General features: G+C 49.4%; 21 protein-coding genes. 11 read left to right on the top strand and 10 right to left on the bottom strand.

From position 1 onward, the window contains the following. Nucleotides 1-2: 2 nt before the first annotated feature. A complete protein-coding gene (locus ABXT40_RS08350; protein WP_443645158.1) occupies nucleotides 3-518 on the bottom strand; it encodes an LPP20 family lipoprotein in 516 nt (171 codons plus the stop codon). Nucleotides 519-869: 351 nt separating this feature from the next. On the opposite strand from ABXT40_RS08350, the gene flhA reads away from it, so the two are divergent. Genes flhA through ABXT40_RS08375 form a run of 5 tightly spaced genes read left to right on the top strand, consistent with a single transcriptional unit; the run spans nucleotide 870 to nucleotide 6,121 of the window. Further along, on the top strand, nucleotides 870-2,999 hold the full coding sequence (gene flhA / locus ABXT40_RS08355) for a flagellar biosynthesis protein FlhA (RefSeq protein WP_443645159.1): 2,130 nt from the start codon (nucleotides 870-872) through the stop codon (nucleotides 2,997-2,999). A gap of 41 nt (nucleotides 3,000-3,040) precedes the next feature. Further along, nucleotides 3,041-4,192: a hypothetical protein gene (locus ABXT40_RS08360; protein ID WP_443645160.1), complete on the top strand. Its 1,152-nt coding sequence runs from the start codon at nucleotides 3,041-3,043 to the stop codon at nucleotides 4,190-4,192. Between the two features lie 5 nt (nucleotides 4,193-4,197). Continuing rightward, nucleotides 4,198-4,983 carry a MinD/ParA family protein gene (locus tag ABXT40_RS08365; protein ID WP_443645161.1) on the top strand — a complete coding sequence of 262 codons (786 nt, stop codon included), beginning with the start codon at nucleotides 4,198-4,200 and terminating at the stop codon, nucleotides 4,981-4,983. Next, nucleotides 4,980-5,705, top strand: coding sequence for a sigma-70 family RNA polymerase sigma factor (locus tag ABXT40_RS08370; RefSeq protein ID WP_443645162.1), 726 nt, complete (start codon nucleotides 4,980-4,982; stop codon nucleotides 5,703-5,705). Before ABXT40_RS08365 ends, ABXT40_RS08370 begins: the two co-directional genes overlap by 4 nt. A gap of 2 nt (nucleotides 5,706-5,707) precedes the next feature. Continuing rightward, on the top strand, nucleotides 5,708-6,121 hold the full coding sequence (locus ABXT40_RS08375; protein ID WP_443645163.1) for a hypothetical protein: 414 nt from the start codon (nucleotides 5,708-5,710) through the stop codon (nucleotides 6,119-6,121). A gap of 15 nt (nucleotides 6,122-6,136) precedes the next feature. On the opposite strand, the gene ABXT40_RS08380 is transcribed toward ABXT40_RS08375, so the two are convergent. Beyond that, entirely contained in the window at nucleotides 6,137-6,937 is an 801-nt protein-coding gene (locus tag ABXT40_RS08380; protein WP_443645164.1) for a flagellar hook basal-body protein, read from the bottom strand. A 197-nt stretch (nucleotides 6,938-7,134) separates the two neighbouring features. Here ABXT40_RS08380 and ABXT40_RS08385 point away from each other — a divergent pair, with 197 nt between their 5' ends. The 3 genes from ABXT40_RS08385 (at nucleotide 7,135) to ABXT40_RS08395 (ending at nucleotide 8,367) form a co-directional block, all read left to right on the top strand. Then, the gene (locus tag ABXT40_RS08385; RefSeq protein WP_443645165.1) at nucleotides 7,135-7,521 is read left to right on the top strand and encodes a hypothetical protein; all 387 of its coding nucleotides are present in this window, start codon (nucleotides 7,135-7,137) and stop codon (nucleotides 7,519-7,521) included. A gap of 68 nt (nucleotides 7,522-7,589) precedes the next feature. Then, nucleotides 7,590-8,198 carry a hypothetical protein gene (locus ABXT40_RS08390; protein ID WP_443645166.1) on the top strand — a complete coding sequence of 203 codons (609 nt, stop codon included), beginning with the start codon at nucleotides 7,590-7,592 and terminating at the stop codon, nucleotides 8,196-8,198. Beyond that, nucleotides 8,188-8,367: a translation initiation factor IF-2 gene (locus ABXT40_RS08395; RefSeq protein ID WP_443645167.1), complete on the top strand. Its 180-nt coding sequence runs from the start codon at nucleotides 8,188-8,190 to the stop codon at nucleotides 8,365-8,367. Before ABXT40_RS08390 ends, ABXT40_RS08395 begins: the two co-directional genes overlap by 11 nt. On the opposite strand, the gene ABXT40_RS08400 is transcribed toward ABXT40_RS08395, so the two are convergent. Beyond that, nucleotides 8,364-8,552: a hypothetical protein gene (locus tag ABXT40_RS08400; protein WP_443645168.1), complete on the bottom strand. Its 189-nt coding sequence runs from the start codon at nucleotides 8,550-8,552 to the stop codon at nucleotides 8,364-8,366. The two genes, ABXT40_RS08395 and ABXT40_RS08400, sit on opposite strands and share 4 nt — an antisense overlap. A 200-nt stretch (nucleotides 8,553-8,752) precedes the next feature. Between ABXT40_RS08400 and ABXT40_RS08405 the strand changes: the two genes are divergently transcribed. The 3 genes from ABXT40_RS08405 (at nucleotide 8,753) to ABXT40_RS08415 (ending at nucleotide 10,519) form a co-directional block, all read left to right on the top strand. Further along, nucleotides 8,753-9,220, top strand: coding sequence for a hypothetical protein (locus tag ABXT40_RS08405; protein ID WP_443645169.1), 468 nt, complete (start codon nucleotides 8,753-8,755; stop codon nucleotides 9,218-9,220). 108 nt (nucleotides 9,221-9,328) lie between these two features. Then, a complete protein-coding gene (locus tag ABXT40_RS08410) occupies nucleotides 9,329-9,895 on the top strand; it encodes a hypothetical protein (RefSeq protein ID WP_443645170.1) in 567 nt (188 codons plus the stop codon). 6 nt (nucleotides 9,896-9,901) lie between these two features. Further along, the gene (locus ABXT40_RS08415) at nucleotides 9,902-10,519 is read left to right on the top strand and encodes a flagellar basal body-associated FliL family protein (protein WP_443645171.1); all 618 of its coding nucleotides are present in this window, start codon (nucleotides 9,902-9,904) and stop codon (nucleotides 10,517-10,519) included. Between the two features lie 24 nt (nucleotides 10,520-10,543). On the opposite strand, the gene ABXT40_RS08420 is transcribed toward ABXT40_RS08415, so the two are convergent. The 7 genes from ABXT40_RS08420 to cysE form a co-directional block, all read right to left on the bottom strand. Then, nucleotides 10,544-10,918: a hypothetical protein gene (locus tag ABXT40_RS08420; RefSeq protein ID WP_443645172.1), complete on the bottom strand. Its 375-nt coding sequence runs from the start codon at nucleotides 10,916-10,918 to the stop codon at nucleotides 10,544-10,546. A gap of 111 nt (nucleotides 10,919-11,029) precedes the next feature. Next, nucleotides 11,030-11,632, bottom strand: coding sequence for a hypothetical protein (locus tag ABXT40_RS08425; RefSeq protein WP_443645173.1), 603 nt, complete (start codon nucleotides 11,630-11,632; stop codon nucleotides 11,030-11,032). A 152-nt stretch (nucleotides 11,633-11,784) separates the two neighbouring features. Beyond that, nucleotides 11,785-12,000 (bottom strand): hypothetical protein, encoded by a 216-nt coding sequence (locus ABXT40_RS08430; protein ID WP_443645174.1) that lies wholly within the window; start codon nucleotides 11,998-12,000, stop codon nucleotides 11,785-11,787. 82 nt (nucleotides 12,001-12,082) lie between these two features. Then, on the bottom strand, nucleotides 12,083-13,300 hold the full coding sequence (gene mnmA / locus ABXT40_RS08435) for a tRNA 2-thiouridine(34) synthase MnmA (RefSeq protein WP_443645175.1): 1,218 nt from the start codon (nucleotides 13,298-13,300) through the stop codon (nucleotides 12,083-12,085). An 8-nt stretch (nucleotides 13,301-13,308) separates the two neighbouring features. After that, on the bottom strand, nucleotides 13,309-13,623 hold the full coding sequence (locus tag ABXT40_RS08440) for a 2Fe-2S iron-sulfur cluster-binding protein (RefSeq protein ID WP_443645176.1): 315 nt from the start codon (nucleotides 13,621-13,623) through the stop codon (nucleotides 13,309-13,311). Nucleotides 13,624-13,716: 93 nt separating this feature from the next. After that, on the bottom strand, nucleotides 13,717-14,826 hold the full coding sequence (locus tag ABXT40_RS08445) for a cysteine desulfurase family protein (protein WP_443645177.1): 1,110 nt from the start codon (nucleotides 14,824-14,826) through the stop codon (nucleotides 13,717-13,719). Nucleotides 14,827-14,850: 24 nt separating this feature from the next. Further along, the gene (cysE, locus tag ABXT40_RS08450; RefSeq protein WP_443645178.1) at nucleotides 14,851-15,600 is read right to left on the bottom strand and encodes a serine O-acetyltransferase; all 750 of its coding nucleotides are present in this window, start codon (nucleotides 15,598-15,600) and stop codon (nucleotides 14,851-14,853) included. Between the last annotated feature and the right edge of the window lie 75 nt (nucleotides 15,601-15,675).

Below are 15,675 nucleotides of genomic sequence, written 5' to 3' on the forward strand. Positions count from 1 at the left end.
CGTTAAACAGTCTTGCGCGCCGTTGTCAAAAGATAACCAATGGTTTCACGATCGATTTCCAGAACAACCTCGTATGTGTCCGTGCCGGTTGGGTTGATGCGAACCGTGCGCGCCCCACGAATGGTGCCGTTCACAACACCGCGAAACGTATCATTCTGCACGACAAGGTCGATTACGGTTGTGCTTGAGTCTACCTGCAAACCGTGGATCTGTTCGGCCAAATCGCGCATTGCTGCCATGCGGGCAGAGCGGATCGCCATCAAACGTTTTTGAGCCTCACCACGACCAGGCTGCGATGATGTCACTGCATAACCAACAGCCGTCAAAGTTGGAATGTTTTCCGAACTAGCATCAAGAACGTCTTTAAAATTTACAATTGTCTGGGTCTGTGAGGCTTCGACTGCTGCCATTTTTGTCGTGCCACCCATACCAAGGTTGGATGTGCCACTGTGTTGGCACGCTGTCAATAAACCGATGCCAAGGCTGCAGACCATGACTGTCTTGAAAATCTTGCGCATTTTGAGCTCCGTTTCGTCATAAATTTTGGTACCTAGTCCAAGTATGCATTTTTTATGCCAACCAGTTTGCTTCCGCCTCATACTAAAATGCCACCAAAACCAAAAGACAAAGGCCCATTATAAAGACCAAGTAAGCAAATCCACTCGCTGCTCAACCTTTTGGCAAATCACCTTATTGGCATGGATTTTGCCTTTATCATCCATAGGTCGCACCTGGCCGCCACAGCGGCATCTAGGTAAAGGACAGAGAACGCGTTTTTAATCAGAGGGTTAGCAGTTGAAATATACAATGTTCACAAAACATGCTGTCAATTTGTTGAGCCGATTTACCCATAAGACAGGGCAGATGTCATGAATATGACGCTAACAAGATTTGGGTTTGGTAATGCGGCTGGCTTTTTGTCAACGCTGGTAATGCCGGTTGGTATTTTGGTTCTGGTGGCCATGATGGTTCTGCCCCTTCCCGCTTTCCTTCTTGATACCTTCTTTATAACCAATATTCTGGTTTCACTTCTGGTGCTGATGGTGGCTATGCACACCTATCGCCCGCTCGATTTCTCCAGCTTTCCGACCTTGTTATTGATTGCCACAGTTCTTCGTCTTGGCCTGAACGTGGCTTCAACGCGGATCATTCTTGGTAATGGCCATGAGGGGACATCGGCTGCAGGTCAGGTTATCGAGGCATTTGGTGCCTTTGTAATTGCTGGCAATTACGCTGTTGGTATTTTCGTATTTATTATTCTTGTGATTATCAATCTGGTCGTAATCACCAAAGGTGCTGGCCGTGTATCCGAAGTGACAGCGCGTTTTACCCTCGATGCGATGCCCGGAAAGCAAATGGCGATTGACGCTGATTTGAACGCTGGCGTTCTATCCAATGAAGAGGCCAAGCTCCGCCGTGAAGATATTGCTAAAGAGTCTGAATTTTATGGCGCAATGGATGGTGCATCAAAATTTGTAAAAGGTGATGCCATTGCCGGTATTTTGATTCTTGCAATCAATATCATTGGCGGCCTGATCATCGGCATTGCTCAACATGGCATGTCATTTTCCAGCGCAACCGAGTCCTATATTCTATTGTCAATCGGTGATGGGCTTGTCGCGCAAATTCCATCGCTAATGCTGGCGATTGCGACAGCCATTATCGTAACCCGCGTTTCAACAACCGAAGATATGGCAGCACATATCGGCAAACAAGTCAGCCTGTCACGCGCCTGGATACCAGTTTCAGCTGTATTACTACTGATCGGTTTTGTGCCGGGTATGCCAAATTTTATGTTTTTAGCTGCGGCTGCGATTGCTGGCCTCGCCGGATTTTTGATGCGAAAAAGAGAACACGGTGAAAGCGAGCTAGATGGACAACAAAATTCCACCACCGAAGCGCTGCTTGACGAGGATGGCAAGGAGACGCCTGACCAGATCAATTTGACTGATGTTACCGATAATTCGGCCGTATCAGTGCAGCTTGGCTATGGCTTGATTGGCATGGTTGATGAGGCCACTGGCGGGCCACTTGTGAACCGGATTACTGGTATCCGCAAACAGGTCTCCAAAGCGCTTGGCTTTGTCATTCCACCGGTGCGCGTTCGTGATGATATGGCCTTAAAAGCGAATGAATACCGCATTCGAATTGGCCAAACGATTGTTGGCGAAGATCAGGTTTACCCTGATCTGAAACTGGCTATTCCGGGCGACTCAACAAGTGTTAAGATTGCCGGTATCGAGGTGAAAGACCCAACATTTGGCATGGATGCCATCTGGATTGACCGTCACAAAGAAGCCGAAGCTGAGAGCAACGGCTATGTCGTTGTCGAGCCTGAGTCCGTGCTGGCAACACATATTTCACAAATCATGTATAAATTTGCACATGAATTAATTGGCCAAGATGATGTCAAAGTGCTTCTTGATAATCTGGCGCACACATCGCCAAGCCTTGTTGAGTCAGTCGTTCCCAAACTGGTACCGCTTCATGCGTTGACAGGAATCTTAAGCGAGCTTCTGGCCGAGCGTGTGCCCATTAGCGATCTTCGCAAAATTCTGGAAACGCTCGCCAATCTGGCTGGCCGTAATCTTGGCATTATCGAATCTGCCGAAGCTTTGCGCCCGGGCCTTGCCGGTCTTTTAATCCAGCAAATTGCTCCGCTGAACCAGCCCCTGCCCGTGATTACGCTGAGTTCTGAACTGGAACATATGCTGATTTCAATGTCGCGCCAAAGCAATGATGGCGGGTTGCTTCTTGATAGCGGTCTCGCCGAGCGATTGATCAAATCGATTGCACAGGCCAGTGAAAAAACATCAGCCGATGGCCGCCAAGCCGTACTTGTGGTCTCGCCGCAAATCCGTCGCCAATTATCAACAATCATGCGTCAGCATATTGACGATCTGGCGGTCCTTGGCTTCACCGAGTTGCCTGACAGCCGAAAAATCAATGTCATCGCCACCATCAGCGGTGATGCCGAGAATAAAATCGAAGATAAATAAGATCCGGCGCTTTTGCCGTCATCCAAAAAGGAGGGTGAACAATGCCAACGATAACCGTAAAAGCCGCAGATTCGGCAACCGCAATGGATGAAATCTGGGAAAAGCTTGGCCCTGATGCGATGATCATCTCGACCAGTAAGCGCAATGGTCGCATTGTTATGGAAGCAACAACCGAAACCACGAAACCAGCCATGGCACCGTCTGTTGAAGCCGGATTTAGCGATATTTTCAAAGGTCAAATACTGGCAAAGCCCTCGGTAACGGCAAAAGCCGGCACGTCTGGGCAAATGCCAGCCACTGCCTTAGGCGCTGCCGATATCGCTGGGCTTCGTCACGATATCACGCAGATGCGAAACATGCTGTCAGGCCTGATACTCACCGACCTTGATGGGGTTAATCCACGCCTTTCGGCAAGCACAAGATTGGAATTGCAACGCGCCGGATTTTCCGCCGCATCGCTAGACCTTCTAAAAGCGCGTTATGCTGGCATGACCTATGCTGATGGATGTGATGCCTTTCTTGGCGGTATGGCACAAAGACTCGCCCATCCCCATGCCGAAACATTATTAACGAAAAGGTTGATTTTCGTTGTTGGTGCCACCGGTACTGGCCGCACAACCATGGTGGCAAAATTAACTGCAATGCTTCGCGAGGCGCATCCGAAAAAGGAAATTATTGCGGCCACCCTGCATGGGCAGAACGCATCAAACAACCAGTCGTTGCAGGGTTTTAGCCGATTGCTGAATATACCAGTTTGCACGCTTTCCTTGGAAACTCCAGTCGCCGATTTCAACAAAATGACCGATTATGATATCATGGTCGTTGATGTTACCGCGATGCCGGATGAGGCCAGCCAAAAAATTGCCGCAATCAAAGCGCATGTTGGTACTAAGGATACTGGCATTATTGCCACCATTCCGGGCAGTACAAGCCGTGCGATGATTGAATTGACGATGCAGCGTTTTACCGATCTGGCACCAATGATTGCGCTGACCAAGCTTGATGAATGTGAAACAACAGCGAATGAATTTTCGGCCTATGTTGAACAAGGTGCGCTTATCAGTATCCTTTCAGGAACCAAATCGGTGATCGGCGCGGCAATATTTGCTTCGGAAAACATCTTATTGCAGTATCTTAAAGAGAATTTCAGTAATCACGAAGCAATCATGCCAACGGGTACGGGTTTAGAGTAAATATTATGGCAACATCCATTGCAGTCACCAGCGGTAAAGGCGGTGTTGGAAAGACCAACACGGCGGTCAATCTGGCAACTACCCTGTGTCGTCTTGGCAAACGTGTCGTTCTTTTTGATGCCGATTTCGGCCTTGCCAATGCCCATGTTCTGCTTGGTGTCAATCCCAAAACCACAACCGCTGATTTTTTGGCGGGCAAAGCCAGCATGGCTGAAACCATGACGCCAGCTCCGCTTGGGCTGAATTTCATTTCTGGTGGTTCCGGACTGATTGAATTGCTTAATCTTGATAATCAGGCGCGCTATCGCATGTTGTCCGGCATATCTGGCCTGCAATCAGACATTGACTATCTTATCGTTGATTGTCCGGCTGGCGCATCTGACAGCACATTGTTTTTTGTCAATGCTGCCGATATCGCGTTGGTTGTTTTGGTCGCCGAACCGACAAGCTTTTTAGATGCCTATGCGCTATTAAAGGCCGCACATCTTGAAAAAAACATCAGCGAATTTTCAATAATGGTAAACATGGCCGAGAACTCAAAAACAGCCGAAGCCAATTTTAAAAAATTTCGGGACATTGCAATGCGGTTTTTGGACGTAAAATTGCATTACGCCGGTATGATACCACAATCAACAGCTGTCCGGCAGTCAATTATCAAGCGCAAGCCGATCAGTGTCAGCCAGCCAAAATCTTCGCTGGCGGAAAACTATGAGTCACTTGCGAGGCATTTGATGAAGACCCCAAAAAGCGCACATGATGCGGTGAAATTTTTTGACGGGATGAGTGAATGAGCAAGGCAGCGCGTGATCATTATGCCAATCAGAAGATAGATGTTGATGAGTTGATCAAGACACATAGTGATTTGGTCCGGAAAATCGCTTGGCAAATTCACGGCCGCACACGCCACACAACTGAAATCGAAGATATCATGCAGGTTGGTTTTACCGGTCTAGTCAACGCCGCCCAGCAATATACGCGCAAAGAAGGCGCCACCTTTGGCACCTATGCCAGCATCCGCATTAAGGGCGCAATCATCGATTATCTGCGCAAAAGCTCAAATCTTTGCCGCACAACGATTCAGATGAAAAAGCGCTATAATAAGGCGCAAACCCAGCTTCAAAGCAACTTGATGCGCCAGCCAACGGTTTCCGAACTTAGCGTTGCCATGAACATGTCTGAAACCGAGCTTCAAGAATGGGAACATGCGTTTCAGGCAAATGCACATGACTCGCTTGATAGCGTTTATGACCAATATTCGATCTGGTATGCCTCAGATGAAGATTCGCCTGAAGAAAAGCTGAACCAGCGTCAACTCCAAGGATTGCTGAAATTAGCGCTCCATGAACTTACCGAAAAAGAAGCCTTGGTCGTCCAACTCTATTATGTCGAAGAATTGAACGTATTTGAGATCGCTGCTGTGCTGGAGGTTTCAACTGGCCGCGTCTCGCAGATCAAAAAATCAGCGATTGCCAATCTGCGTTCCTACATTTCTAAATCACAGCATATTGATTGATCATGGCCAAATCTGAATTTAACAAAATCACCGAAATTCAGATGTCACTGCAGCTTGCCGAACATCAACTGCAGCATAATCCCTTTCAAGAACAGCTGCATCTATCATTATCGTTGCTATCGATTGCCCGTGGGTCATGTAAAATGGTCATCCACCCCGACCGGAAAGCTGCGCCAGCATTTGCTGGCACGCTGCACATTCCGGCTGATCGTGCAGTTATGCAGGCAACCATAGCGCTGTCGCCAAGCTCATTTGATGAGTTGGCGCAAAAGCTGCGCCAGTCGGGACCACGCCCAATCAATCTATTGGCGACTTTAGACAAACCGCTAACGGTTGATTATGACGGGATTTTATTCATCGATCCGCCGATTGATGCCGCCATCACAAATCTAGCTTGGACATTTCCACTTAAATAAATGACTGATAGTCAATTATAGGAATTTCCGCACCATTTCGGTTTCGGATTGAAGCAGGCGTGATGTTCCGGAAAAGGTCTGTTGTGCGCGAATCAATTTGGTCAATTCGCTTGTCATATCAATATTTGACATTTCCAGAGCGCCAGAGTGAATTTTGCCCCGCCCATCTGTAATCGCTTCGCCGACAACGCCAGCACCTGACCGCGCATTTTGACGGAATAAGTTGTTGCCAATTGCGGTGAGCCGGTTCGCGTCGGCAAAGCCAGCAAGACCAACCTTTGCAACTACAAAAATTCGATTGCCCCCGTAGGTTGCTTCAACTGCCCCATCCGACCGAACAGAAACGCCTGTTAGCGGAAGATCAGCAAGCGCCTCGACACCATTGGCATCAATCGCCGCCGCTGCGCGCATTGGCACGGTAATTGGGTTTCCATTTGACGAAAGAACTTTATACCCTTCAGTGGTGCTGATTTCTCCATCTAGGTCAATCGCGAAAGCGCCGTCGCGAGTATAGATTAACTCACCTGGATTGTTTTCATCACGAAGCGCAAACATGCCCTGCCCTTCAATCGCTAGATCAAGAACAGATCCTGTTTGCTTCAAATTTCCCTGCGAGCCATTAAATCGTATTTCTGGTGTCCGAACACCAGACCCTACCCGTTTGCCAACGCTGATGGCAACCGTATCAGCATAAACATCGGTAAAGCTGGCTTCGCGCTTTTTATAGCCAGTGGTTGCAGCATTGGCGATATTGTTTGACGTAACGTCAAGGTCACTCAAGGCTGCCGACATACCGCTGCGAATTACTGAAATCATAATCATTGAACCTAACGTAGTGTGCTTCGCGATTTAATTAGCAAATTTTGTGCCAAAGCCCGCATCATCGCCAAGTTTGCTTCATTTTTGCAAGCCAGCAGGCCAGCCACCTCTGAGCAAATCGCCAAGCTTAAAATTCAACTTGTTTAGCCGTTGCTAATGCAGCATATTATAGGATTGTGAAGCGAAGGCAGAAAATGGCAAAGCAGCAAAACAGATCGCTGGTTCCCGTGGCAAAGCAATTGCCCGCGACCCGCCCCGTCAAAACGAGCAAGCAATCATTTTCGCTCTATGATGGCGAACGACATTTCACCGATCGTGAAGATGTTCGTGAATTTTTACCCGACATTCTTGGCAAGGCGCTTGCCCGCACTTGGATTGATGCTGATTTCCGGACCGCGTTCGATAACGATCCATGCGGCACGCTTGAAAGCCACGGTGTGTTCCTGCCTGAAAATATGTTGATTGAGTTCCAGCGCCAGAACGCTGATCGCCCGCGGATTGTTGTTTATGAACAACGACCAAATTCAAAATTCAAAGCACGCGTTCTGTATCTACAGTTGGTGATGATGGCAGGGCGGTGATGGTTCGCTCCACCCCAATCAAACCCATCCTTTCCAGTCTTTTTTTAGTTTCTGCTTGTCTTTTGGGCATGCCTGCCAACGCCAGCGACCCACAAACCCAGATGGAAAACAAGGCTTTCAAAGAAGCCGTAAGGGCGGTCAAAGACAAAAATTATGCCCATGCCATAACCTTGTTTGAGGCTCAGGCCAAAATGCCACGCCATGACGCGCAGCATAATCTTGCGGTTTTGCTGAATGCCGGCAAGGGCCGCCCGCGCAATTATGTTGAAGCGCTGTTCTGGTCATGGCAGGCCCAGCTTGGCGGTATTGAAGATGCCGAAGATCTGGCAAATGATATTGTAGATTTGCTGCCGCCAAAAGTAGCGGACGAGGTGCGGAGCCGCGTTGGTGAGGCGTTACAAGCGCGCATTGACGCCAATGACCTAAACGCGATTCCGCAATTTGCCAATTATCACTTAACCATTCTTGCCGAACCCGATTATGCCAATGCCTATATCTGGTATTCAATCGCCGCCGCGATCAATCTACCCGAGACAAGCGACGCGCGCGACGATGCTGAATCGCAAATCGACAGCAAAGATCTTGTCGACTTGCAGATGAAAACCCAGACCCTTTTTGACAAATACAAATTCAAACCATTGCCAGCCATCGGCAAAGGAGGAAAAAATGCGAGTTAAAGTTCAATGGATTATTGATGGTCTTATCGAAATTGACGCCGAATCAAACGAAGCGGCCGAAGCGATTGCTGATGAAAAGCTTCGCAGCTTTATCGCGGCAAACCCGGAATTGACTGAAGTGTTGGGCGCGGTTGCTATTCAGGGCCATGCGGTTATCGACGCCGATTAACCAAAACTATCCAGCAGTTCAGAAATGGTCTTTTCCAGATCGTCATTATCATTTTCGATCTCGGTAATTTCCTGACGCAATTCTTCAATCCGCTGTTTGCGCTTTTCCATGACATCACGGATTTCTTCGAGAACCGTGGCAAGACGACCGCTTAAATCGGCTTCGTTCATCTCATCTTCGGCCATTTTACCCATCCTTTTTCAAATCTGACAATGCGACCGGCCGACCTGTAAAATACCGGCGCTGGATAATTACATTATCTTTTGCTAAATTTAAGCAACTGCAATCTGTGAGACAACCCTTGCAGATACCATGCCAACAACAAAAGTGAGGTATCAGCATGTTTTCACTTAATCCGGCGCGCTTATGCCAAAGCGCGACCAGAATGATTGCTTTGTTGGCGATGGCTGGCGTTTTCATCATGTTTACAGCAGCCAATGACCCGCTTGTTGCTGGCAGCCATAGTAAAGCCGACATTGTGCCGTGCGATATCAAACTGGTATTTGGTGTTGATGATCGCGGCATGTCGCTTGTGTCCTATGATCTGGAAATGCAGATCAGCAACCGTCAGGGCCGGACAATCACCGGCATTTCGGTTCATTGGCTTGATCGCAGCGCAAAAATCATCGGCAATAGTGACGCCCGATGCGGACAGGATTATGACGGCATCAAACCGACGCAATCAGGGTCATGCCGCCGTGTTGTGCAGAAAATTGGCGGGCGACTTCTTGACCGGCTTGGGCAAGATACATGGACAAAAATTATCAATTCAGAAATGACCAATTTCCGTGAAGTTTGGCAATGCGCCATTATCGGATACCGCTTTGGCGAAAAGGCCATAAAAAGCTACTAGAGCCAAGACGGGCCAGCTTGGCATTAAAAATGCTTAACACGATCTTGGATAATGCCCGCCTGATAGGGCAAAGACGTATAAACCGTGATTAACAAAGGCAATGAATTGATGGCAAACCCCAGCTTGAAGGCGCAAATTGAGGCTGCAAAATCTGCCCTTGCCAGCGATCTTGCGGCGCCATCATTGGTGACGCCACCGCCCAAACCGCCACTAACGCCAATGACGCCAAACTCTGCAGGCAATAATATTGCCGCTGACAATGGTACAAATGACACTGGTGGCATTCCGGCCCATGGCAAATCAGCGCATGCCACAAATGCTGCTGCCTTGGATGAGCGCATCACCCGACTTGAAGCCAAATTATTGGATAATCAGCGTGATCTGCACACGCTTTTGCAAAAGATCCGTGAAATTTCACGCCTGCAAACTAATTCCGGCAAAAGCCGTAAAAATCGGGCCAAAGATCAAGCCGAAACCATGACTAATGACGAGACCAATGCCGAACCGCGCCAAAGCCAGCGATCACCTTTGGTCATGGTTGCGATGGCCATCCTGATTGGCCTTGTCGTCGGCATTGCCTATTTTCTCGTGACAGCTCAAGGCGATCTATCAGCGCTGACAGTGCCAAGCTGGGTTCCAACAATCATTGACCGTTTTAACCGTTTGATCGGATAAGGTAGCATGGCCGACCATAGTGATTCACCGTCATCATCGCGCCAACTGCACCCGCTGTTTTTGTCACTCATGATTGGCGGCGGCGTCAGCGTGGTTTTATCTCTATTTGCAATTGGCTATCTGACCCTGACAACACCTGAGCCAGTTCCAGACGATATCTACACTATCATGCAGAAAGCCAAGGCCAAAGCCGAAGCCGATAAAGCTGGTAATAGTGAAGATACCGAAACGGCGGTGGCCGACAATGCAACATTGCTTCCCGATGGAACGTTTGATTTCTCCAAATACAGCTATTACAGCTTTCCCCTGCCCTTTGTTAGCAATCTTGCCAGCGGTAAGGGCATGTTAACCGCCGAAGTCGCGATTGCGACTTATGGCAATACGCTTGCCGGTGAAAAGGTCATGAAGCAGTTAGAGACTTTTAATCCAAAAATCCGATCGGCAATCAATCTTAAACTATCAGATCAAAAACTCAGCGATGTTGATACAATCGACAAACGCAACAAGCTGGCCAAGGCGCTATTGCAAGAGGTCAGGATTTTGGTCGATGGGCCGGATATGGATGGGCCATCAGCAGTCACTGATTTTCATTTTATAAAATTTGTGATTAGCGGCGCGCAATAGCCGTCAATGGCCGGGTATATATGCCTAATGGCTCGAACCAGCAAAAGATAAAACCAACGTTTCAAAAGCCGCATTTTCTTCGGGCGAAAGACGCGCCTGCTGATGCGAGTCAGAGCGCGCATCGGCGTGGTTATATTGAATGGCTTCTTGCGGAAATGACCAGCGCATTTCAAGCCGGTTATGCCGTGTCACCCGAAATTCAATATTAATATTCAACGGGTCAAAAAGCTGCGAGACCTGACGCTGAAATTCCGGAACGTTAAAAATTTGAATATTTTTGGGAAAGATAACCGACCGTTTTACCCCACTATCTACCGAATGGGCAGACGGCGCATCGTCCAGATCAAGATCCAGCGAAAGCTGGCGCGGCGATGATGATGAAGCTGGATAGAAAGCCATTAGGCAACGGTTACCTTAACACAATAACAAGCTGTGGATAACGTAGGCCAAATGAATGTTTTCGTCAATATGAATAGGTAGTTAGCCAAAATCTACCGCTGTGGATAAACCCTATATCAAACCCAGAAAATAATTGATCCAATAATGGCCTGATGGGGTTAGGGCGCCCCAACTGATGACCAACAACCCAATCACAAACCAATATAGATTGCGGCGCAGCAAATATTTGACCGATGCCGAATTTCGGTTGGTAGGCTTTGCCTCCATATCAAGATCCGACAAAAGGGTGATCAATTCAAGGATATGTTTCCGGTTTTGCCCAATGTCATCTTCAAGCCGATCAAGCCGCTGATCGAATGCCTGAAAAAGCAACTGATCACCGTCACGCACTAGGCTATCAGCACTCGGCATGCTCATAGGCGATGATGGGGCAAATGGCCGATTCGGCTGTTTGGGACGGTGGAAAAATTGAAAGTCTTCACCGGTCGCCATTTCACCGGTCGCCATATCATCATTGGCCAGCAAATTTTGGTTGAGAGCGTCTGACGCGTCATCTTCCTGCCCACCAGCCAAACCAGCAAATTTTTCGGCTGGCATGGCAGCAGGTTGAAACAAAGGGTCGGCAGCAATGTCCACCGGCGACATTTCGGCAAGGCTGCGTTTCGCCGCTTCAATTTGTTCTTTTAACTCTGTAATCGAGACTTGTTGGCCCATCAATCCCCACTCTGCACTGGCATAATACCAAAATAGCACCAATGGGTTGCAAAAACCTTGCCAAGCCAGCGGATGTTAGTGTGCCTGAAAAGTAACGCAAGAACCAGTGTTGTCGGCGCAATCCAGTTGACGCCAACAAAATTCAGGCTTTTTTACCCGCTGGCAATGACCGCCCGAAAGACGCTAAGCCAATGATTGGTTGTATAGCCTTTGTGATAACGGCTGTGATTGACCGGCATTGCCAGCCAATCCTGCGGATCATAACCATCTCCCACTCCGTCCAATTCTTCGTCGGACGCCAGACGACGCCGCGGGTCACGCGACGGCGCGCCTAAATCTTTTTGAATTTGTAAAAGATCATTCATCATCACGTCGCTTAGAACGGCATGAAAAATCCAAATGTTAGCTTGGCGTGATCAGAGATTTAAACCAATTGCTGGTTTAAATGTCCTATTGATCCTGATCGATATTAGCAACCAGCGGTGCCCGGGCAATCCAGCCCCCACCGAGCAGTTGATCGGGGTTGGCACCATCATAAATTGCCGCAGCCTGACCAGCGGCAATTCCAAATTGCGCCTCATCCAGCCAAACCACAACAGTCGCTATGCCACCATCATCATGACAAAATACGCGCGCCGGCATCGCCGGTGCTGTATTGCGCAACCGTGCTAAAATCGGGGTGTTATCGCGAGGTGCGCCATTGATCCAATTGACATCGCCTAAATGAACCTCAACGCAGGCAAGCGCCTTTTGCGGGCCGACAATCACCTGATTTGACGCCGCATCAATGGCGACAACATAAAGCGGGCCATCCGCCTCATCCGCACCAGCCCGCCCGCCAATACCAAGGCCGCGCCGTTGGCCAATCGTGTAATCAATCACTCCGTTATGGCGGCCGAGAACCGTGCCATCAATATGCACAATATCCCCTGCATCAACTGCACCGGGCCGCAACCGGCGAACAACATCGCCATAACGCCCGTTTGGTACAAAACAGATATCCTGACTATCTGGCTTTTCCGAGACGGTAAGCTCGAATTTACGCGCCAGATTGCGCGTTTCATCCTTATCAAGACCACCAAGCGGAAACCGCAGATAATCCAGCTGTTCAGCCGTTGTGGCAAACAGGAAATAGGACTGATCTTTCGCCAGATCAGCACCGCGAAGCAAACGCGGGCCATTATCACCATCAATGCGCTGGACATAATGGCCAGTGGCAAGGCAATCGGCCTCGAGGTCACGCGCAGTTTTTAACAGATCGGTAAATTTCACCGTCTGGTTGCAACGCACACAGGGGATTGGCGTTTCACCGCGAAGATAGCTATCGGCAAAATCCTGCATGACCTGATCGTGAAACCGGTTTTCGTAATCAAGCACATAATGCGGAATGCCAAGGCGTCCGGCAACCGTGCGGGCATCGTGGATATCAACGCCAGCACAGCATGCGCCCTTGGCCTGTACCGCAACCCCATGATCATAGAGCTGCAAGGTAATGCCAATCACATCGAACCCCTGCTCATGAAGCAAGGCGGCCGTTACCGATGAATCAACCCCACCAGACATGGCGACAACAACGCGTGTTTTGGCAGGCGGTTTGGCAAAGCCAAGCGCATTCAGACCAGCAGCGACGCTGCCCTTTGCTTTGGTTTTTACTGCTTGCACCGCCATGATCAGCCCTACATATCTTCTGGAATCGTTACACGCAAACCGTCAAGCGCATCCGACATTTCAATCTGGCACCCAAGGCGCGATGTCTGTGCAAGGCCAAATGCCAGATCAAGCATATCCACCTCATCTTCACCCGGTGCGCCGGTTTTGGCAAACCAGTCGTCATCAACAATGACATGACAGGTCGCACAAGACAGACAACCGCCGCATGTTCCCTCAATGCCAAGTCCGGCATCACGCCCCGCTTCCATGACGGTGACACCATTTTCAACAGTGACATTATGTTCCGAGCCATCCGGCTTGGTAAAAATAATATTCGGCATTTAGGGCGACTCCTTGTTTCATCTGTCTTTATCGCGATTACCCTTTATTTGCAAATCCCGCTGAATTTGCAAATTCAAACTTGGCAGATCAAATTATGCGGGTTGCTTGTACAGTTGCAAAAACACATCTGCAAGCGTTTCAAAGTCACTTTGGGTAGTTGCCCATCCACCTGAGATGCGAATGGCCTCGCCAGCGCGTGACCCCGCACCCATTGATTCCAAAACATGGCTTGGTGTCACCTTGCCCGACGAACAAGCCGAACCGGCGCTAATAGCAACACCGGCAATGTCAAATGCCATCACCATTGTTTCAGCCGCTTTTCCCGATGCGGCAATACAGCTGGTATTGCCAAGCCGTGGCGCCTCGCGGCCAAAAACCGCGATCCCGCTTCGCTGATCCAGCATGCGGCGTTCAAAATCATCGCGCCATTTCGCCATTGTCTGATAATGACCAATATCACCAATCGCATCATCTGCCGCACCGCCAAAACCGGCAATGCCAACCAGATTTTCAGTGCCAGCCCGCCGCCCCTGTTCCTGACCGCCACCACGAAGCAGGCTGGAAAGCCTGCATCCGGAGCGCACCAGCAACGCACCAACACCAGAGGGACCACCAATCTTATGCGCTGACAGGCTGGCATAGCTGATTTTTGATGTGGAAAAATTGATATGGCGTTTGCCAAAAATTTGCACCATATCGCTATGCAAGGCGATATTTGCGCTTTCCGCCATTGCGGCAATGTCGTCTATTGGCTGGATAACACCCGTTTCATTATTGGCGGCCATGATCGAGATGAGTGTTCGCGGCTTGGCCGCATCATCAACGCCAGATATTACTGTTGCCAGCATACCCAGATCAACAACCCCATTTTCATCAACGACACTTTGATGACAATTTTGATGCGCATGTCGCACCGAGTCATGTTCGATCGCGCTCGTGATCACACGATCATATTGTGCCATCACAAGGTTATTAGCCTCGGTACCGCCACTGGTAAACACCACATCGGCGGCGCGGCATCCGGCAAGCGTTGCCACCGCGCTACGCGCCGTTTCAACAATCAGACGGGCATTGCGCCCAAAGCCATGAACCGATGATGGGTTTGCTGGCGGCCCCATCACATCCTGCATGGCCGTAATGGCAGCAGCACGCAATGGCGTTGTTGCATTATTATCAAGATAGATTGGCGTCTTACGCATCATTGATGACCAGCTTCACCAAACAACCTAGCTGACCGGCTTTGGCTTGGTTCTACGGGGTGCCTTTTTCGGTGCGGCTGATGCTGCCGCACTGGTCAGCCTGTCTTCAAGATCGCTAAGGCGTGCGCGCTGGCTTTGCACCTCGTCAACAAGCGCTCTGATCGTACGCTCACGCGGATCAAGATCAATACCCGATTGAACACCATAGGCCATAAAGCTTGTATCGGCTTCGGCTTTGATTGTGGTTTCGCTCATCTGACGCGCAGGCACGCCAACAACGGTTGCCGCTTCGGGAACATCTTTTGTCACCACCGAATTGCCACCAACCCGTGCACAGCGATGAACCGTAATCGGGCCAAGAATTTGTGCGCCGGCACCAACAATTACATAATCGCCAAGCGTTGGATGGCGTTTCGCCGCACGCTGTTTGTCTGAGTCAACTGCTGGCATGACCCCGCCAAGCGTTACATCGTGATAGAGCGTGACATCACGGCCAATTTCGGCTGTTTCCCCAATGACCGTTCCCATACCATGATCAACAAAGAAACCGGGGCCGATTTTCGCTGCGGGATGAATTTCGATTCCTGTTAGAACGCGCGCAATCTGCATGATCAGCCGCGCAATGAACCGAAGCCGCATCTGCCATAAAATATGCGACAAACGATAGGCCAGCATGACTTGAAAGCTTGGATATAGAAAGACCGCCGCCAGCCGGTTGCTGGCTGCCGGATCGCGTTCCATAATCGCATTTAAGTCACGGCGTAAATTTGCAAACATATGTTTCAACCCAGTTTTGGCTTTGGTGGAATAAAAATGGCTGACGCGTGATTTTTCGGTCAAGATCATCGACAG

Origin of the sequence: Candidatus Ponderosibacter sp. Uisw_141_02 (genome assembly GCF_048087665.1) — a bacterium.
Classification (GTDB): domain Bacteria; phylum Pseudomonadota; class Alphaproteobacteria; order Puniceispirillales; family Puniceispirillaceae; genus UBA3439.